An 18,470-nucleotide genomic window follows, 5' to 3' on the forward strand; every position below is an offset into this window, starting at 1 on the left:
GAATGACTACGGACTTTCAAGGGTCCCGTGGTCCACCTCGGTCGACAGACTGAGTTGATGGAACTTGCGAATCAGAAAGTCCTGGTCACCGGTGGTACGGCCGGTATCGGGTGGGAGGCCGCACGCCTGATGGCGGCCGAGGGCGCCGAGGTCATCATCTCCGGACGCGACCGTGCACGTGGTGGTGCGGCGGCGGCGCGGATCGGTGACAACGCGCGCTTCGTGCCTGCCGACCTGTCCGACATGGACTCGGTGCACGCACTGATCGACCAGGCGGGCAACGTCGACATCGTGGTGAACAACGCCGCGAACTTCGCCGGCGCCGCCACCGTCGACCAGGAACTCGCTGCATTCGAATCGATTTTCGACACCAACGTCCGCGGTGCGTACTTCCTGATCGCGGGCCTGGTCCCGGCAATGCTCGAACGTGGCCGCGGCAGCATCGTCAACGTCACCTCCATGGTCGCGTCCAAGGGTGTTCCCGGGGCGTCGGTGTACAGCGCCTCCAAGGCGGCGCTCGAATCGTTGACCCGCACCTGGGCCGCCGAGTTCGGCAAGCACGGGGTGCGCGTCAACAGCGTCGCGCCCGGGCCGACCCGCACCGAAGGGGTGGCCGCCGAATGGGGCGAGACCAACGAGGAACTCGGCCGGGCGCTACCGCTGAGCCGTACTGCGCATGCCGCGGAAATCGCCGAGGCGGTGCTGTTTCTGGCCTCGCCGCGGGCCAGCTTCATCACCGGTTCGACGCTGCACGCCGACGGCGGCGGCGCGGCGGTTTGACGGCCCCGTCCAGCGGAAGGAATGAGCATGTCGCACCAAAGCGTCGAGGACGCCGCAGTGACGTTCTCATCGTGCCGTGATCGTCTGTTCGGCATCGCCTTTCGGATCCTGAACGACAGCGCCGCAGCGGAGGACATCGTCCAGGACGCGTGGGTGCGGTGGCAGACCTGCGATCGCAACGTCGTTCTCGACCCGCCGGCGTTCCTGACCACCACCACGAAGCGGCTCTGCATCAACGCACTGCAGTCGGCGCGTGCGCGTCACGAAACCCACGCGGCCCCGTGGCTGCCCGATCCGGTGGATCCCCACGCAGACCCGCAGCGTCGTATCGAGCAGTGCGAGGCACTGGAACTCGCCGCGCTCACTCTGCTCGAACGGCTGTCCCCGCCCGAGCGCGCGGCCTACGTGCTGCGCGAGGCGTTCGACTATTCGTACGCCGAGATCGCCAGGATCGTGGAGGTGACGCAGGCGAACGCACGCCAACTCGTCAGCCGTGCGCGCAAACGCCTCGTCGCAGAACGCCGTGAGGAGCCCACGGGCGCCGAGCAGAAGCGGATGGTGGTGGCGCTGACGGTGGCCACGCACTCGGGTGACCTGGCGACCTTGGAGACGGTGTTGACCGAGGACATCGCGATGGCCGCCTAGGCGAGGTGGAACAACGCCATGGCGTTGGCGTCGAGGATTGCGTGCGCTTCACCGGGATCGGCGACATCCATCACGTACTCGACCGCGCGCACGAACGTATCGCCGTCCTCGTACGGAAAATCGGTGCCCAACAGTATCCGGTCGGCACCAAAAGTGTCTATGGCACAACGCAATGCGGGCTCGTGGCAGTGGCTCACCGTGTCGAACCACAGCCGATGTACCGCCTGGCTGGGTGGCTCCGGAGTGCCGGGCGCCTCCCACGCGAGGTGATCGTCGGCCCTGCGGGTGAGCATCGGCAGCGCGCCTCCCAGATGCGAGCAGATGATCTTCACGCCGGGATACCGTTGCAGGTGACCGGAAGTGATCAGCTGCAGCGCGGCGATGGTGTCCTCGAACGGCGCGCCTGCCATCCACGTGATGTGGTGTTCGGTCACCAGCGGGGAGCAGGCGCCGTTGCCCGCCGGATGCAGGTACAGCACCGCGCCGCGGGTATCGAGTTCGGCGAAAATCGGCTCGAAGTCCGGATCGGTGATCGCGCGGTCCAGCACGCTGGTGTTCATCGTTACCCCGACCATTCCCAATTCATCTGTAGCACGCGTTATTTCGGCGATCGCGGCATCGACGTCCGGCAGAGGTATGGCGGCAAAGGCGCGGAAGCGGTCGGGATGTGCGGTGACGACGGCGGCATACTCGTCGTTGACGTAGTGAGCCGCCGCGACGGCCCGCTCGGTGTCGGGGCCGTAAGGCAACTGCGGGGCTGCCGACAGCACTTGAATGTCGATGCCCGCGCGATCCATCAACCGCAGCCGCGCATCGAGCTCGGCGCCACCGCCTGCGCCGATACCTCGCTGGGTCGCGGTGTCGGTCTTGCCGAGAGCGGCGAGCCGGTCGAGATATCGGTCGGTCCAGTAGTGGGCGTGAACGTCGATCCGCATGTATGTCAACGCTATTCGTTGAACGCCGCGCCGTACAGTGTTCAACGGCTGGCGATTTGGATCGCGCCGCGGTTAGCCTCGGAACCGTGAGCGAGAAACTGCACGTCGACCTTTCCGGTGCACCGCAGACCATGCTGGCCACCTTGTACGCCAAAGCGCTGGACGCCGACCTGCCCAAGCCGATACTCGGCGATCGGTTCGCCAGGGAGATCGTCGACCGCATCGACTACGACTGGTCGAAGACCTCGATCACGAAGGCCAATTCGCCGTCGGTCACCACCCGCAGCGCCCATTTCGACAGCTGGGCCAGGCAATTTCTCGCGGTCCATCCCGAAGCCACCGTCCTACACCTCGGCTGCGGATTGGACGCGCGCGCGTTTCGACTCGATCCCGGTCCCGGCGTTCAGTGGTACGACATCGACTATCCCGAGGTCGCCGATCTGCGTCGCCAACTCTTCCCGGGCCGCGACAACTATCACGTCATCGCCGCCTCGGTGACAGATCCGGCGTGGCTCACCGAGGTGCGCTCGGACCGGCCGACGCTGATGATCGCCGAGGGACTGACCATGTATCTCACCGAGTCCGACGGTGTCGCATTGTTGCGGCGCGTCGTCGACACCTTCCCCAGCGGGGAACTGCAGTTCGACGCGTTCAACCGGTTGGGCATCAAATCGCAGTGGATGAACGCGGTGGTTCGCCGGTCCGGGTCGACGCTGCACTGGGGGATCAACCGGCCCGACGACATCGTCGGTGCGGTTCCCGGCGTGCGGCTACTGGCGTGGGAGTCGCCATTCGATTCGGCGACGTTCCAGGACGTCGCCTGGTACTACCGCGCGATGGCCGATGTGATGTCGCTGGCGCGGTCGCTGCGCTACATGGCGCAGTATCACCGCTACGCGTTCTGAGCTCCCTGACTTCTGAGCGGGCTCAGTACCCGAGCAGGTGTCGGCGGGTGCTGTGGCTGGTGCCCGGGCCGGCGGCGGTCGGCGCCTTGACGGTCGGGGTGGCCACGACGCTCGGTTGCCAGTTGTTGTGCACCGGTGCGGCTTCGGCGTTGACCGCCGTTCCCAGTGCGAACGCGCCGATCAGTCCGGCGGGGACGACGATGTAGGTGGCGATGTAGCGCGTGAAGACGTGCATGTGGATTCTCCCGATGTCCTTGACGTGTTGCGCATAACGATGCCGCGCAACGGTCCACGCGTCTGTCCGATGATCGGACCGCCTACCGGATGAATCCGGTGTCCCCCGATCGGCGGAATCAGACCGCCTTGAGTTCGGCGATGACCTCGCCGTAGAGCCGGGCCTTGATCGCCCCGAACACCGCGCCGGCCTTCGGTGCGAGCGCCTCGGCCCGGGCGATCGCGACGTCGAGCACCGCGCCTTCACCCGCGGTGGCGGCGACGATGCCGGCCGACCGGGCGTCCTCACCGCCATAGCGCCGTGCGGTCGTCATCGCTTCGTGAGCGGTTGCGATCGGTAGCCGCGAGCGAATCAGCGCGTTCATGCCGGGGGTGAACGGAATGCCGAGGTCAACCTCTGGAAGGCAGAAGAACCCCCGGTCGGCCCGCATGACGATCTGGTCGTGGGCGAGTGCGAGCATCGCGCCGCCGGCAAACGCGTGGCCCTGTACGGCGGCGACGATCGGTGCCGGAAAGGCCAGGACACGGGCGAACATCAGATGAACGTCCACCAGGTTCGCTTCGGAGGCGTCCGGGTTGCTCGCCATGAAATCCAGATCCAGCCCGTTGGAGTAGAACTTGCCGAGGCCGGTCGTGACGACGGCTTTGGCGCCCTCGGCGGCTTCGACCTCGTCGAGCGCGGTGTTGATCGCGGCGAGTCGATCGGGGTGAAAGCGGTTCTCGTCGTCGCCGAGCGTGAGCACGAAAACCGCACCGTTGCGGTCGAGGCCGGTCATCTGCCGATTACACCACTCGTGCCTGCTGTCAGAATCGGACGGTGGCCCACCCGACGCCTGGAAGGAAATAGACGATGTCTGCGCCGCAGTCCCCCCGCGATGAGCCGGGCCTGCCCATCGTGATCGTGCGGTTCGGGAGGGTGGACGAGGTGCTGCGCCCCGGTGAGGGCCCGGTGTTCATCGGCAGGGAGCTCCCCGCGCAGCTGCGCATCGACGACACGCGCATCTCCCGAACGCACGCGCGGATCGAGTCGAGGGGCGCGCAGTGGGTGGTCGTCGACGAAGCCAGCACCAACGGCGTGTTCCTCAACGGCGAACGGGTCTCCAACGTGCCCGTGACGGACGGCATGACGCTGCACCTGGGTCACCGCGAGGGCATCGCGGTGCGGTTCTCGTTCATCGACCCCGATGCGGGCACGATGATGGCCACCGGCGTGATGCCGGCACGCACCACTGACGACACCATCGCGCAGCCGGAGAAGGCCGTCGCCGGCCCCCCGCCCGGAGCGCAGGACGGCCCTGACATCGCCCGGGCCGGTGCGGCGGTCACCGCGCGCCGCGAAGAGCTCGGCTACTCGGCACGCCGCCTCAGCGACGAGAGCGGCGTCAGCGTGGGCGAGTTGGAGGATTTCGAGCGCGGGCGCACCTGGCCTCCCCAGGGCACCCGCGACAAGATCGAACGGGCCCTGCGCTGGCCGTCGGGCACGATTCCCCTGGTGTCCCGAGGGGGTGAGATCCCCGACGACGACGACACCGGAACACTGTCGGACTCCGTGCAGCTGGAGGTGATGCTCGACTACGCCAAGATCGCCCTCGACGGGATGAGCGCGCGGATCGCGGCCCTGCCGCCGGTCGACGACCCGGATTTCGCCGTGCAGGTAGCCGAGCTGCTGGCGCAGCTGCGCCGGCTGCACGCCACCACCGCCAACGCCGCGCGCAGCGCGCCGGCCCTCGAGATCCTGCTGGCGCTGTCCGATGTGCGCCGGACCTACAGCGACCTGATGTGCCACGCGGCGACCGCCCCCGCCGCCACGCTGGGGCAGCGCCTGTACGCCGCGCGGCACCGGGCCCTGCTCAGCGTCGAGGAAACCGCAGCGGCCTGCGCCGTCGACGTCGATGCCGTGAACGCGGTTGAAGCAGAGCGGGAGGTATCGGCCGCGGTGTCCTCGGCGCTGGAAAGCGTCCTTGTCCGCATCACCAACCGCTGAGCGGACGGACCCAGATGCCACCGCATCCCCACCGGGCGCGAAGACGCCGCCTGCGCCCGTACGTGATACTGCTGAGCATGAATGCGGCGGGGTGCATCCATAGAGATGAGCATCGGGGGGCCCGCCAGTGCTGACCAACGGCTCGATGGTGGGCGGCTACCGCATCGAGCGGGAACTGGGCGCCGGCGGGATGGGCTCGGTGTATCTGGCCGCACATCCCACCTTGCCCCGCCGCGACGCGCTCAAGGTGCTCTCCCGAGAACTCTCGCGTGACCCCGACTTCCGGACGCGCTTCACGCGCGAAGCCGACGTGGCCGCATCACTGGATCACCCACAGATCGTGTCGGTTTACGACCGGGGCCAGACCGACGACGGGCAGTTGTGGATCGCGATGCAGTTCGTCGACGGTACCGACGCCGACGCCGCACTGCGTGATGGCAAGATGACCCCGCCTCGTGCCGTGCACATCGTCTCCGAGGTCGCCAAGGCACTGGATTTCGCGCACAGCCGCAACGTCGTGCACCGCGACATCAAGCCGGCCAACTTTCTGCTGTCGGGACCTGCCGACGCCAACGAGCGGGTGCTGCTCGGCGATTTCGGCATCGCCCGCGCGCTGGACGACGTCGGGTTGACCGCCACCGGGTCGGTCATGGCCACCATCGCCTACGCCGCCCCAGAGGTGTTGTCGGGCATGCAGTTCGACGGCCGCGCCGACATCTACTCACTTGGTTGCACCCTGTATCGGCTGCTGACCGGCAAGACACCGTATTCGGGCGCCAACGGGCCGGCGGCCACGATGATGGCCCACTTGCAGCAACCGCCACCGCGGGTCACCGACGTGGTGCCCTCGCTGCCGCCGGCGCTCGACCAGGTGATCGCCGTCGCGATGGCCAAGGATCCGAGGCAGCGGTTCGGTTCGGCCAGCGCGTTGGCGGCCGCCGCCGGGGCGGCACTGTATGACCCACGCGCACAACAGAACCCGACGTTGCTGGCACCGGTATCCGGCGCGGAGGTCAGCTCGTACCCGCGCGCGGACTCCGGCACGCCCTGGATGCCCGGCGGACCGCCACCGGGTCAGTCGGGACCGGGATTTGGGCCGTCCACCCCGGTGCCTGTCGCACCGCGGCGCCGTCGGCGCGCGGTGGTCATCGGCGCGGCGGCCGCGGTGGCGATGCTGGTCGCTGCCACCGTGACGGTGGTGGCGTGGCCGTCCGACGATGCGGCGTCACCCACCTCGCAGAGCGGATCGACATCCGGGGTCCCGACCACCGTGGCCGGACCACCGGCCACCGACGTGCCCGTTTCGGGCCTACGCTCGATCTTGTTGACTGGCAACGAGATTCCCGGCAACACCGGCGAGACCGCGGTGGTCCTCGAATCGGACGGCACCGAACTCCTCAACGACTCGGCGACCATCGACAATCAGCAGTGCCTGGGTGCATGGGCGCCGGCACAACAGCCGGTGTACAGCCAGACGCGCATCGCCGGGGTCGCGGTGCAGACGCTGCGTGCGCTGTACCGAAAGATCACCCAGGAAAGCGTCATTCAGGCGGTGGTGTCGTTTCCCGATCCGAGCGGCGCCGGTATCTCGCTGCAGCTGCAGCGTCAGGACTGGGAGGCCTGCGCGGGCAAGACGGTCACCATCACTCCGGCGGGCGAGCCACCGCTGCAGTGGACGTTCGGGCAGCCCACCAACAACGCCGGCGCATTCGTGTTGGACGCGACCTCCAGTGCCGGCGACGCGGTCTGCCAGCACGGCATATCCACCCGCGGCAACGTGCTGATCGACATCCGTCAATGCCGACCGCCTGGCACCGGCGATGTCGGGGCCTTGATCACCGCCACCGCCAACAAGGTGCCCCGGCAACAGTGACCACCGAAACCCATCGAAAACTTTTGTCAGCCAGGAGGTTTGCCGTCAATGGCGTCACGTAAAGTATCCGCGGTCATCGGAGCGATGCTTGTCACGGTTCTCATGGGCGCGGCGTGCTCTCGCGGCGAGACTCCCGTCGACCAGGAGAGCACCGCGGAGTCGACACAGTCTTCGGTGGCGGCCACCACCACGACGACGACCACCGCACCGTCCGACGACGACCAGGTGCGTGAGACGGTGATGGCCTTTCAGCAGGCGTACAACACGCAGAACTGGGATGCCTATCTGGAGCTGATGTGCCCGTCGTGGCGAGCCCAGTACACCGGCCCGGTCATGGACATGACGAAGAAAACCCGCATCGATCAAGGCTTGACGACGATGACCGTGAACAGTGTGCAGATCCTCGGGGACGAAGCGACGGCGAACGTCGATGCCCAGAACGAACTGCTGGGGCGCAAGACCCTCGACCTGAAGCTGGTCCGCGAGGACGGATGGCGCGTCTGCATGCCCAGTGGTGTGCGGTAGTGCGAATCGCCTTGGCGGCGTTGACGGTCGCGCTGCTGCTGGCCGCGTGTGGTAGCACCGTCGACGGCACACCGGTGCAGGGGACGGCACCAACGGTCGACCCGTCGGCGCTCGACCCCGGCTCCTACCCCACAACACCACGGCCACCCCTGGGACAGGCGGGCACCGATGAGGCGGGACAGCTTGTCGAGGGCAGGCGGATGGCCGGCTTCGTCGTCGGGCCGTGGCAGGTCGACCCCGCGCTGACCCAGATCGGGGCCTCGCCCGCAAAGGTCCTGCAGCGCCGCAATGAGGTCGTGCAGGTGGTCTGGCCGGCGATGCTGGCCAGGTTCCCCTCGCTGCCGCTGGTCGCCGGCTTCGTCAGTGAACGGACGTCGGCCAATCCGGGCGACGCCACACTGCTGCGCAATGCGGTCCTGCAGTATCCGTTTCCGCAGACCGCAACGGAGGCGGCCGAGGGCTTGGCGTCAGGGGCGTTGAACATCGTCGACGGTGGCGCCAGCGCGGCCATGACGGAACCGATGCGGGCGGTGCCGATTCCGGGTCACCCCGAGGCGACCGGCGCGCTGATGAAACGTCTCGAGGGCACCGCCAGCGTGGACGAGCTGACTGTCGTCAGTTCCCGCGGGCCGTACGTCCTGATCCAGGTGGTCCAGTTCGCCACGCCAGATCGGGCCGCCGATCTGGCGGGCCGCATCCTCGATCTGCAGGGCCCACTGATCGACACGTTCGTCCGCACCGAGCCGGCGCCGCTGGCGGCGCTGCCGCGGGACCCGTCGGGTCTGCTGGCCCGGACCGTACCGATCAAACCCGGGCAGGGTGACACGATGTCGGACGCCGACTACGACCCGGCAGCGGCATTGCAGTTGGAGGACAACCCGATTCAAGTGGGCACGGCGATGCAGGACGCCGGGGTCGACACCGTGGCGGTCAGCCAGACGACGCTCTATCAGGCCCGTGACGGCGCGGCCGCGCAACAGCTTGCGCAGACCCTCGGCGACGACGTCGTAGAGCGCCAGGCGGGCCAAGCCGCCGCCCAGGTGCCGGGCCTCGCGGGCAGCCGGTGCGTGCGCACGGAAGACGCGAATTCACTGATAGCGCGGCACTGGTGTGTCGGCACCAAGGACCGGTACACGTTCAAAGCGGTTGCCCGCGATCTGAACAACGCCCATCAGCAGATCGCGGCCCAGTACCTGATGCTGGGCGGGTAGCCAGCGCTCAGTTCGGGATCTTCTCCAGGATCCGGTTGGCGATCGTCACGTTCTGCTCGGCCAGGTTGCTGCCCATGATCTGCACATCGACCAGCACGTTGTTCTTCGCCGCGATGGCACGGGTGACGGTGACCGGCGAATTGTCATTGACGTTGCGCAACGACGTGACGCCGCCGCCGGCGTCGACCGGCTCGCCCAGCGTGAACGCCGCCTGCTGGCCCTGCGTAATCATCTTCCACACGAACTGCTTGTTCGCGCAGCGGCGCCACTGCTCGACGTAGTTGGCCAGGGCGCGCTGCGCGGCCGCCGCGCTGTCGAAGGTGACCACCGACTCGCCGAGCATGAGCGAAGGGGTCGGCGACTGGACTTGGCTGGCGCCGTGGAACTTCCGATAGCCGGTGCCTTCGTAGGCGGGCGGCGCGCCGCCGCTGAAGGAGCTGGCGCAGTTCTCCGGCTCGTACACCTGCTGGCTGGGATCCGGTACAGCCACACCCGTGGAGTTCGGCCCCTCGATCAACTGCGGGTTGTCCATGATGGTCTTGAGCTCCTCCAGGCTCGGCAGCAACTCCGGGAGCTTGGCGGCGGCGACGGGCGCCGGCGTCGGCGGTGGCGGCGGGGTGCTCGACGTCGACGTGGCCGACGCCTCGGCAGTGGACTCCTCGGTGGGGGTCGCTGACTCACCGCCGCAGGCCGTCCCGACTACGAGGACAGCTGCCGACGACAACGCGAGCGCGACTCGCGTCCGTCCGCGCAAACTCCCCGAATTCGCCCACCGCTGGTGCTGACGCATCAAGTCGCCCTTTCTGTTCCATGACCGGTCTTCCAGCATCGCATGGCGAAGGACGTGGTCCGGACACCAATTTCACAGCCGCGACACAGAACCCCGCTGGCGCGTCCTGCCAGAATCAGGAGGTGACCCAAACGATCAACGGCCGGATCTCCAATTGGTACCCGCAACTTCCGGCCGTGCGTGCCGCGCTGCCGGGAGATCGCGACGCCGATGTGTCCATCGTCGGTGCCGGCTATACCGGGCTGTGGACGGCGTACTACCTGAAGCGGGCCGATCCGTCGCTGCGCATCGTGGTGCTCGAGGCGCGGTTCGCCGGGTTCGGTGCCTCGGGCCGCAACGGCGGTTGGCTGTCCGGCCTGGTGCCCGGTGACCGAAACCGGATGGCGAAGCTCTACGGACGCGATCGTGTGCTGGCCTGGCAGCAGGCCCTCAACGAGTCGGTCGACGAAGTCATCGACGTGGCGGGCCGCGAGGGTATCGAAGCTGGCATCGTCAAGGGCGGAACGCTGCACGTCGCGCGCAACCGCGCGCAGGCGTCGAGGTTGGCGGCCGAAGTCTCCGAGGAACTCAGCTGGAAGATCGACGGCATCACTGCGTTGACGAAAGATGAATCGGCACAGCGTATTCAGATCGACGGCGTCGTGTCGGCGTACCACAACCCGCACTGCGCGCGGGTGCAGCCGGCCCAGCTGGTGCGAGGGCTTGCCGACACCGTCGAGCGGCTTGGGGTCGATCTCTACGAGCGGTCGCCGGTCAACGAGCTGCGTGCGGGACGGGTGGGGACCGTGCTGGGTAAGGTGAGCGCACCCGTCGTGCTGCGAGCGACCGAGGGCTTCACCGCGTCGCTGCCGGGGCTGAAGCGACGCTGGTTGCCGATGAACAGTTCGATGATCGCGACCGAGCCGCTCGCGCAGGATATTTGGGAGACCATCGGCTGGGAGGGCCGCGAGACGCTCGGCGACACCGCGCACGGCTTCTTCTACGCACAGCGCACCGTGGACGACCGCATCGCCATCGGCGGCCGCAGCGTGCCGTATCGCTTCGGTTCGCGCATCGACATCGACGGTAGGGTGCCCGAGCGCACCATCGACCATCTCACCGCGGTACTGCACTCGGCGCTACCGCAGACCCGCGGTGTCCCCGTCGCACATGCCTGGTGCGGTGTGCTCGCCGTCCCGCGGGACTGGGAGGCATCCGTAACGTTCGACAAGGCAACGGGATTGGGCGCGGCGGGCGGCTACGTCGGCCACGGCGTCACCGCCACCAACCTGGCCGGACGCACCCTGGCCGACCTGGTGCTCGGACGGCAGACCCCGCTCACCGACCTGCCGTGGGTCGGGCACCGATCGCGTGACTGGGAACCCGAGCCGTTGCGATGGCTGGGCGTGCGCGGGATGTACACGGCGTACAAGGCCGCCGACTGGCACGAGTCGCGCGGGCGAAGGACGACGTCACCGATCGCCGTCGTGGCCGACAAGATCGCCGGCAGGCCCCACTAGCGTTCGGCGCGCTCCTTCAGCCGCTGCAGGGTCAACTTGATGTGCTTGGCATTGGCCGTGTCGCGGTCACGTACGCCCGTAGCGATGCCCGCCGGTGTGCGAAACCAACCGGGCCGCTTGTCCCAGGTTCGCTCGGTGACGGTGCAGCCGCCGTCGGTCGCGGTGATGTCATAGCGCCAGTGCGCGACGGGGATGACAAGACTCTTCACGTCGAACGCGAACGCGCGCCCCGGCTCGGCGTCGGTGACGGTGCAGGTCGTCGTCCACTTCTTACTGCCCTGCTGGTTGCGGCCCTTGAAAACGGCCCCCGGTGCGACGCGGTCGCCCCTGTGCCAAACCATCTCGGTGGCCTCCTCAGCCAGCGTCGACAGCGTGGGAAGGTCGGTGATCAGCGCGTATACCGTCGCCGGCTCGGCCGCGATGTCTGTCGAGGCCTCGGCGGAGGCGGGACCGTGTGCACTCATCTCGCGATCGTAGCCAGCGGTACCGGAATCCTGAGCGGTACTGCCACGTTGAACGAGTCATGAGCGATCGCCCCGTACTCCAGCCCACAGCTGCCCATCCGATCACCGTCGAGCCGACGGGCAAGCACGTCACCGTTCGTATCGACGGCGAGGTCGTCGCCGACACCGACAATGCGCTGACCCTGCAGGAGTCGACGTATCCCGCCGTGCAGTACATCCCGAAGGCCGACGTCGTGCAGTCCGCGCTGCGCGACAGCGATACCGAGACGTACTGCCCGTTCAAGGGCGTGGCGAGCTATCACCACGTCGTCACGGGATCCGGCGACACCGTCGAGGACGCGATCTGGACGTACCTCGAGCCGCACCCCGCGGTGGCCGCGATCGCCGGTCACGTGGCGTTCTACCCGGACAAGGCTGTCGTCACCGTCACCTAGTCTGAGGCGGTGCGGAGCGTCGAGTGCAGTGTCGTTTTCGCGGGTCCGGCCGGCCCGGGATTGACGCTGTCACCGCTGCGCCGCGGCCGCGCCGATCCGTGCTATCACGACGCCCGGGACGGTGCGATCTGGCGCACCAGCCTCATGCCCAGCGGACCGGTCACCGCGCGCCTGACCAAATCGGCTCGCGACACCGTTGACTGCGAGGCATGGGGCAGCGGCGCACGGGAATTCGCCGAATCGCTACCTGCCCAACTCGGACGCGACGACGACTCGTCGGGCTTCCAACCGGTCGAGCCGACCATCGCCGCCGCGCATCGGCGGGTTCCGCATCTGCGGCTGGGACGCACCGACCGCGTACTGGAAGCGCTCATCCCGGCCGTGCTCGAACAACGGGTCTACGGCAAGGACGCCCGCGCGGCGTGGCGAAAACTCGTCACGAAATACGGGGCACCCGCTCCCGGGCCGGCCCCCGCGCACATGCGGGTGTCACCACCGGGTGAGGTGTGGCGGCGCATCCCCTCCTGGGAGTTTCACCTCGCCAACGTCGACCCCGGCCGCGCCCGCACGATCGTCGGCTGCGCGCAGCGGGCCGACTCGCTGGAACGCCTGGCCGCCGGCCCGACGGAGCAGGCCCGCAGCGCGCTCATGTCGCTACCCGGCGTCGGCGAATGGACGGCGGCCGAGACGGCGCAGCGCGCCTTCGGCGACGCCGACGCGTTGTCGGTCGGCGACTACCACCTGGCCAAGATGGTCGGCTGGAGTCTGCTCGGCCATCCCATCGACGACCCCGCGATGGTCGCGATGCTCGAACCGCTGCGCCCGCACCGCCACCGTGCGGTTCGCCTGCTGGAAGTCAGCGGTCTGGCGGCCAATCCGCGGTTCGGTCCGAGGATGCCGATTCCAAACCTTGCCGATATGTGACGTGTCTTCCACGCCCGGTTTTGTCCGGTAGCCCGCGGGTACACGTCGCGAGACGGTCAATCATGCGAAGGAGCTACTGATGACTACGTTCACCATTCCCGGCCTCTCGGACAAGCAGGGCGCCGAGGTGGCCGAAATTCTGCAGAAGTCGCTGAGCGCGTACAACGATCTGCATCTGACCTTGAAGCACATTCACTGGAACGTCGTCGGCCCGAACTTCATCGGCGTGCACGAGATGATCGACCCTCAGGTCGAACTCGTTCGCGGATACGCCGACGACGTCGCCGAGCGCATTGCCGCCCTCGGCAAGTCGCCCCAAGGTACGCCGGGCGCGATCATCAACGACCGCACGTGGGATGACTACTCCGTGGGCCGCGACACGGTGCAGGCGCACCTGGCCGCCTTGGACCTCGTTTACACCGGTGTGATCGAGGATTTGCGTAAGGGCATCGACCGCCTCGACGACCTCGACCTGGTGTCCCAGGACCTGTTCATCAGCCAGGCGGGCGAGCTGGAGAAGTTCCAGTGGTTCGTGCGGGCGCATCTGGAGAACTCCGGCGGCCAGCTGTCCAACGCGGGCGCCAAGACCGAGAAGGCGGCCGCCAGCCGCGCGAAGAAGAAGACCGCGACCAAGTAGCGGCCTGATCCAAACTCGCCGCCGCACAGTGCTGTGCGGCGGCGAGTTCGCGTTTACGGGGGTGTAGTCGGGTCTACGCTGCGGCTGTTGTGAGTTCGCGGTGTGCTGCGGCCAACCGTAGGGCGGCGGTGAGCACCGACCCGACGACGATCGTCGCGCCGACCACCGGGATGGCGGCCGGTGCCGCGGCGGCCACGACGGCGGCGAGGCAGCGTTCGGTCTTGCCGAAGGGCCCGCCGTTGCGCCGGGTTGCGCCCGCCCCTGCGGCGGCCAGTGAGGCGAATGTCGGCAGCGTCGCCGCCAGCGCGGCGGCAAGGACCCAGATCACCGGCCAGGACAGCCAGTTCATGGCGGGGCCGCCCTGAGATGCCGCCCAGACCGCGAGTCCGGCGAACATCAGCAGATCCGAGGCACGGTCTCCGATTTCGTTCAGTGCGAACCCCCAGGGCCGGCAGACCTTCCTGGCCCGCGCGACCGCGCCGTCGAGATTCGCCCCGGCGAGCCGGACGCCGAGCCACAACACCGCCAGTGGCCACCAGCCGGCCGCGATGCTGACTGCCGCCGCTGATGCGCCGAAAATGCCGACCGCGGTGAAGAAATCCGGTGAGGTGCCCTGAATCTCGGCGCGCTGCAGGAAGATCCGGAGCCGTTGGGTGTACCAGGGTTTCAGTGCGTAGAGTCCGTCCATCGCTACGCCGCTCCCGCCATGGATACCCGCTGCGGTTCCCGCTGAGCGACCGCGCGGCTGTCCGGTACCAGTCGGAGCGTGCCTGTATTGGTCCGCGTGCGACGCCCGTTGCGCAATGCCATGACCTCGCGTCGCAGATCCTGCGCGGCGATTGCGGCCGGGTCCATCGGCTCCCCGATCCGAACCTCCATCGGGTTGGGGGTCAGGCGCCCACCCTTGGGCAGCACGTCGGCCGTGCCCAACAGCGCAACCGGGATGACCGGCACACCGCATTCCTTTGCCAAATGGATCGCGCCGGAACGGAACTCGCCGATGTTGCCGTCGGTGCCCCGGGTGCCCTCCGGATAGATCACGACAGTTCGACCCGCCGCGAGCGCCGGTTTGACCGCTGCAACCAGCGCGGCATACGACGAGCCGCCTGAACGCCGCACCGGAAGGCCACCTGCGAGGCTGGTCAGCACGAACCGGCGCACCGGCACGTCGAACCAGTAGTCGGCAGCCGCAACGAACACCGGCTTCGCCTTGGGCGGCAACGCGGCGAGGAGAACAGCCGTGTCGGCGTGAGAGCTGTGGTTGGCGACGAGGATGCAGCCACCTTCGTGACGCCAGCGGCCGATCATCGTCAGTCCGCCGGAGCAGCCGACCACGGTCCGCCACAGGTAGTGCCGGAACGCGGCGGCGAATCGGCCCGCGCGCATCCACCGATGGACGGCGACGAGGAGTAGTCCGACGACGCACGCGGCCTCGATCCAGGGAACGGTGGCCGGCGCGGCGTTCAACAAGATGGCGAGGTTGTTGAACAGCTCGGGGGTGTGGCCGTGCATTGCCGAACGGTGCAGGTAATCGCCCAGGCCGGGCATGTACCACGGGTTGAGTGCGCGAAGCGCGTTCATCGGGTATCTCCTCTCCTTCTCGTCGGTTGGCCGGGCGATCTGCCTGTCCGTTGATGAAGAGAGTTAACGAATACGCACTTGGAGATTTCTAAAGGCTTCCAAAAGCCCCTGAGCAGCCCTGAAGGCCGAAACCCCGGTGCGACGACGTCGCACCGGGGCTTGAGGGGGGCTGCGGGTGACCTGCGGCTACGTGGTGGGTGACTCGTCGAGGGCGTCGTCGCGCACCGGACGGTCGGCCAGTTCCTCGTTCCTGCCGAACAGGAACGGGTAGGCGATGCCTGCGATCGCGGCACCGACCAGCGGCGCCAACCAGAACGCCCACAGCTGCATCGGTGCGCCGTCACCGTTGAAGAATGCGACGGCCGTAGACCGCGCCGGGTTGACCGAGGTGTTCGAGATGGGGATCGAGATCAAGTGGATCAGTGTCAGCGTGAGGCCGATCGACAAGCCCGCGAACCCTTTCGGTGCCCGGTCGTCGGTGGACCCGAGAATGACCAACAGGAAGATGCCGGTCAGCACCACCTCGGTGATCAGGACGGCCGCCAGGGAGTAGCCACCCGGCGAGTGTTCGCCGAAACCGTTGGCGGCCATGTTGCCGGTCGCCGTCCAGCCGTCCTGCCCCTTGGCGACGACGTAGATGACGACGCCTGCGACCAGTCCGCCGACGACCTGGGTGACCCAGTAGGCGGGCAACACCTTCCACTCCACGCGGCGCGCCAGCGCAGCACCGAGCGTCACCGCGGGGTTGAAGTGACCACCGGAGATCGTGCCGAAGGCGTACACGCCGGTGAGCACGGTCAAACCGAAGGCGAGCGCGACACCGAGAAAGCCGATACCCAGGGACACCCCGTCTGCGGAGGCGAATTTGGCGGCGAACACCGCGCTGCCGCAGCCACCGAGAACGAGCCAGAACGTCCCGATGAACTCCGCTGCCAGTCTGTGCAGCATGGTGGGCTCGCGCATGCGTCCTCCTTCGTTGGTGTGACGCCGTGTGCTGAGAGTGACATGAATTCACGAACCTCGAAGTGGACGTGGCCAAATCGTGCCGTGATGGAAATCAACGGGACCGCGCCGTGATCTGAGCTTCGCCGGTTACGCGTCGACGGGATTGCAGCGGTTGACGATCAGAGGGTCGGTCTTGGTGAACGGGAATGCCGGGAGATCGTCGATGTGCATGTTGAACGTCGCGGCCAGCACTTCCCGCGAGTACGCGCTCGCCGATGCGCGATACCCGATGTCGCCGGGCATGGGCTGGTCGAAGAAGATCGCGAAGTGAATGTCGGGGGCGTCGACGACCTCGATGTGGTGTGGGTAGGCGCGAGGGATGAAGTAGACGTCGCCCTCCTTGAGGTAGTAGGTGTCGACCGAGCCGTCGGGGTCCATCACCGTCATCCGACCGTTTCCCTTGTGGACGTAGCCCATTTCGGCGGTGATGGGATGCCAGTGAGGTTCCCGCATACCGTCCTCGCGGATTCGCAGGGAGTACATCGACAAATCCTTCAGCGCAGGCCAGTACTGGGACCGCGCCAGCCGCGCCGAACCGACTGCGACACCGATGGCCGGACTCTGCGCCTCGACGGCGAACTTGTGTGGATCGTCGAACCGGGCGGTTGACGGAACGTCCGGACTTCCGGCGCGAGCGGCGAACTTTCGGTCCGTGGTGTCACGGCGCATCGTGGCGAAGTCAGCGGCGGGCAGGTCATAGGTGTTGCCGAGCACGGCGTCTGTCATTGCACCGAAAGATGCTGCCAGACCGAAGTCTTCGGGCCGCTCGCTGCGGAACGCGAGAATGAACTCGGCGGGGTCTTCTCCGATGTTCTCGATGTGATGTAGTGACCCGGAGTCGATGTGAAACATCTCGCCCGGCCCGACGGTGAAGCTGGAGAACTTGCTGTAGCTGTCGAGCACCGACACCAGCGAGGTGCCGGATATGCAGTAGGTGAGCTCGTTGCAGTTGGCATGCCAGTGTGGTGTGCGCATTGCGCCGGGGTTGACCACGATCCGTTTGATCGACATACCGGACAGGATCGGGAACGTGTCGGCGGTGACTCGCGTGATGGACCCGAGGTCGTTGTGCTCGACGACTTCGCCGTGGGTCAACGAGGTGGCGTGAAGGCTTGGGGTCTGGGGTGTGGAAGGCATATCCCACATGCTCGCGCCGAAATCGGAGTTTTGTAGAGGTTCTCGAACTTTCGCTACAAAACCAGGATTTCGTGGCTAGGCGTAGGCGGTGAGGCGTGCGACGATCGCCACCTTGCCGTCGGGGCCGATGGCTGTCGCCTCGCCGATGCCGCTACGGCGGCCTACTCGTAAAGCCGTTCCGACGTAACGTGATTCGGGGCCGCCTTCCCGAGTGCTGAAGAACTGTCGGATGAAATTCACTCGTAGCGATGCGGTACGCAGCGGCCGATCGTCGCGGCCTGCGTTGACTGCCGCCGACGCCACAAGTTCGAGTGCCATCGCCGACACCCCGCCGTGCACGATGCCGAGGCTGTTGTTCAGCACCGGATCAGGCAACTGCTGGAGGGCTTTGGCCGAACCACCACTCTCGGCGACTCGAACCGCCATCCGGTCGGCCAGCGAACCGGGCGGCAGGGGACCCGTTGGTCCGTCGGGGAACTCGCCGATGTGCTCCGGCGCGCTGATGAAGAAGGACCGCACCGTGGCGGTGGCCAGCGTGATGCCGCGATGGGACAACTCGCACAGGCCCAGCCCGACGTCGCTCTTGGCGGCGAACGGCTTCGACATCGCGGTGACCGGCTCGCCGGGGTCTTCGGCGATGACGTCGACCGCGTCGGGGCGGACTTCGAATGACAGCTCACTGGACACCGTCCACTCGCCGGGGCCTCGGCGGCGGTGGTTGACCAGACCGCCGACGTGGTCGACCAGCATTGCCAGCGGCGCGATCGTGAGCGTGCCGGTAAGCGGGTTGACCATCGCGCCTGCGGGTATCGACGCCACGCAGCCGTCGGGACCGTCTTCGGACGTGACGATGCCGAAACGGCCCAATGGGGTGTTCAACGGGTGAGCCATCGCGATCCAGCGTGAC

Annotated in this window: 21 protein-coding genes; 11 read left to right on the forward strand and 10 right to left on the reverse strand. The window is 67.4% G+C overall.

Translation table 11 applies throughout. The features are described 5' to 3' along the window. Positions 1-57 precede the first annotated feature (57 nt). Together BST47_RS21615 and BST47_RS21620 are read left to right on the forward strand one after the other, a co-directional pair. The gene (locus BST47_RS21615; protein WP_083127702.1) at positions 58-780 is read left to right on the forward strand and encodes an SDR family NAD(P)-dependent oxidoreductase; all 723 of its coding nucleotides are present in this window, start codon (positions 58-60) and stop codon (positions 778-780) included. A gap of 27 nt (positions 781-807) precedes the next feature. Further along, positions 808-1,425, forward strand: a complete 618-nt coding sequence (locus BST47_RS21620; protein WP_234809809.1) for a sigma-70 family RNA polymerase sigma factor — start codon at positions 808-810, stop codon at positions 1,423-1,425. Here BST47_RS21620 and BST47_RS21625 read toward each other — a convergent pair. Next, entirely contained in the window at positions 1,422-2,360 is a 939-nt protein-coding gene (locus tag BST47_RS21625) for an amidohydrolase family protein (protein WP_083127704.1), read from the reverse strand. The genes BST47_RS21620 and BST47_RS21625 overlap by 4 nt on opposite strands. Positions 2,361-2,491: 131 nt before the next feature. On the opposite strand from BST47_RS21625, the gene BST47_RS21630 reads away from it, so the two are divergent. Then, the gene (locus BST47_RS21630; RefSeq protein ID WP_234809815.1) at positions 2,492-3,265 is read left to right on the forward strand and encodes a class I SAM-dependent methyltransferase; all 774 of its coding nucleotides are present in this window, start codon (positions 2,492-2,494) and stop codon (positions 3,263-3,265) included. A gap of 22 nt (positions 3,266-3,287) precedes the next feature. On the opposite strand, the gene BST47_RS21635 is transcribed toward BST47_RS21630, so the two are convergent. Together BST47_RS21635 and BST47_RS21640 are read right to left on the reverse strand one after the other, a co-directional pair. Then, the gene (locus tag BST47_RS21635) at positions 3,288-3,500 is read right to left on the reverse strand and encodes a hypothetical protein (protein WP_083127706.1); all 213 of its coding nucleotides are present in this window, start codon (positions 3,498-3,500) and stop codon (positions 3,288-3,290) included. Positions 3,501-3,618: 118 nt separating this feature from the next. After that, positions 3,619-4,275 (reverse strand): enoyl-CoA hydratase-related protein, encoded by a 657-nt coding sequence (locus tag BST47_RS21640; protein ID WP_083127707.1) that lies wholly within the window; start codon positions 4,273-4,275, stop codon positions 3,619-3,621. 74 nt (positions 4,276-4,349) lie between these two features. On the opposite strand from BST47_RS21640, the gene BST47_RS21645 reads away from it, so the two are divergent. From BST47_RS21645 to BST47_RS21660, 4 genes are all read left to right on the forward strand, one after another. Then, on the forward strand, positions 4,350-5,483 hold the full coding sequence (locus BST47_RS21645; protein ID WP_083127708.1) for an FHA domain-containing protein: 1,134 nt from the start codon (positions 4,350-4,352) through the stop codon (positions 5,481-5,483). 145 nt (positions 5,484-5,628) lie between these two features. After that, the gene (locus BST47_RS21650) at positions 5,629-7,356 is read left to right on the forward strand and encodes a serine/threonine-protein kinase PknH/PknJ (protein WP_165799836.1); all 1,728 of its coding nucleotides are present in this window, start codon (positions 5,629-5,631) and stop codon (positions 7,354-7,356) included. A 48-nt stretch (positions 7,357-7,404) separates the two neighbouring features. Further along, a complete protein-coding gene (locus tag BST47_RS21655) occupies positions 7,405-7,881 on the forward strand; it encodes an Rv0361 family membrane protein (protein WP_083127710.1) in 477 nt (158 codons plus the stop codon). Continuing rightward, positions 7,881-9,092 carry a DUF7373 family lipoprotein gene (locus BST47_RS21660; RefSeq protein ID WP_083127711.1) on the forward strand — a complete coding sequence of 404 codons (1,212 nt, stop codon included), beginning with the start codon at positions 7,881-7,883 and terminating at the stop codon, positions 9,090-9,092. Before BST47_RS21655 ends, BST47_RS21660 begins: the two co-directional genes overlap by 1 nt. 7 nt (positions 9,093-9,099) lie before the next feature. Here BST47_RS21660 and BST47_RS21665 read toward each other — a convergent pair whose 3' ends face one another. Further along, entirely contained in the window at positions 9,100-9,882 is a 783-nt protein-coding gene (locus BST47_RS21665) for a sensor domain-containing protein (protein WP_083127792.1), read from the reverse strand. Between the two features lie 122 nt (positions 9,883-10,004). Here BST47_RS21665 and BST47_RS21670 point away from each other — a divergent pair, with 122 nt between their 5' ends. After that, positions 10,005-11,381, forward strand: a complete 1,377-nt coding sequence (locus BST47_RS21670) for an NAD(P)/FAD-dependent oxidoreductase (protein WP_083127793.1) — start codon at positions 10,005-10,007, stop codon at positions 11,379-11,381. On the opposite strand, the gene BST47_RS21675 is transcribed toward BST47_RS21670, so the two are convergent. Then, positions 11,378-11,845 (reverse strand): SRPBCC family protein, encoded by a 468-nt coding sequence (locus BST47_RS21675; protein WP_083127712.1) that lies wholly within the window; start codon positions 11,843-11,845, stop codon positions 11,378-11,380. The genes BST47_RS21670 and BST47_RS21675 overlap by 4 nt on opposite strands. Before the next feature lie 59 nt (positions 11,846-11,904). On the opposite strand from BST47_RS21675, the gene BST47_RS21680 reads away from it, so the two are divergent. From BST47_RS21680 to BST47_RS21690, 3 genes are all read left to right on the forward strand, one after another. Further along, a complete protein-coding gene (locus BST47_RS21680; RefSeq protein WP_083127713.1) occupies positions 11,905-12,279 on the forward strand; it encodes a DUF427 domain-containing protein in 375 nt (124 codons plus the stop codon). A gap of 9 nt (positions 12,280-12,288) precedes the next feature. Beyond that, on the forward strand, positions 12,289-13,203 hold the full coding sequence (locus BST47_RS21685) for a DNA-3-methyladenine glycosylase family protein (RefSeq protein ID WP_083127714.1): 915 nt from the start codon (positions 12,289-12,291) through the stop codon (positions 13,201-13,203). A gap of 79 nt (positions 13,204-13,282) precedes the next feature. Next, positions 13,283-13,840: a Dps family protein gene (locus BST47_RS21690; RefSeq protein ID WP_083127715.1), complete on the forward strand. Its 558-nt coding sequence runs from the start codon at positions 13,283-13,285 to the stop codon at positions 13,838-13,840. 73 nt (positions 13,841-13,913) lie between these two features. On the opposite strand, the gene BST47_RS21695 is transcribed toward BST47_RS21690, so the two are convergent. The 5 genes from BST47_RS21695 to BST47_RS21715 form a co-directional block, all read right to left on the reverse strand. Then, on the reverse strand, positions 13,914-14,528 hold the full coding sequence (locus BST47_RS21695; RefSeq protein WP_083127716.1) for a CDP-alcohol phosphatidyltransferase family protein: 615 nt from the start codon (positions 14,526-14,528) through the stop codon (positions 13,914-13,916). A gap of 2 nt (positions 14,529-14,530) precedes the next feature. Then, the gene (locus BST47_RS21700) at positions 14,531-15,421 is read right to left on the reverse strand and encodes a lysophospholipid acyltransferase family protein (RefSeq protein WP_234809810.1); all 891 of its coding nucleotides are present in this window, start codon (positions 15,419-15,421) and stop codon (positions 14,531-14,533) included. Positions 15,422-15,607: 186 nt separating this feature from the next. Beyond that, positions 15,608-16,384 carry an aquaporin Z gene (aqpZ, locus tag BST47_RS21705; RefSeq protein ID WP_083127717.1) on the reverse strand — a complete coding sequence of 259 codons (777 nt, stop codon included), beginning with the start codon at positions 16,382-16,384 and terminating at the stop codon, positions 15,608-15,610. Positions 16,385-16,513: 129 nt separating this feature from the next. After that, on the reverse strand, positions 16,514-17,563 hold the full coding sequence (locus tag BST47_RS21710; RefSeq protein WP_083127718.1) for a cupin domain-containing protein: 1,050 nt from the start codon (positions 17,561-17,563) through the stop codon (positions 16,514-16,516). Between the two features lie 75 nt (positions 17,564-17,638). Further along, a complete protein-coding gene (locus BST47_RS21715; RefSeq protein WP_083127719.1) occupies positions 17,639-18,454 on the reverse strand; it encodes a PaaI family thioesterase in 816 nt (271 codons plus the stop codon). Between the last annotated feature and the right edge of the window lie 16 nt (positions 18,455-18,470).

Source organism: Mycolicibacterium tusciae (assembly GCF_002086795.1).
GTDB classification, from domain to species: Bacteria; Actinomycetota; Actinomycetes; order Mycobacteriales; family Mycobacteriaceae; genus Mycobacterium; species Mycobacterium tusciae.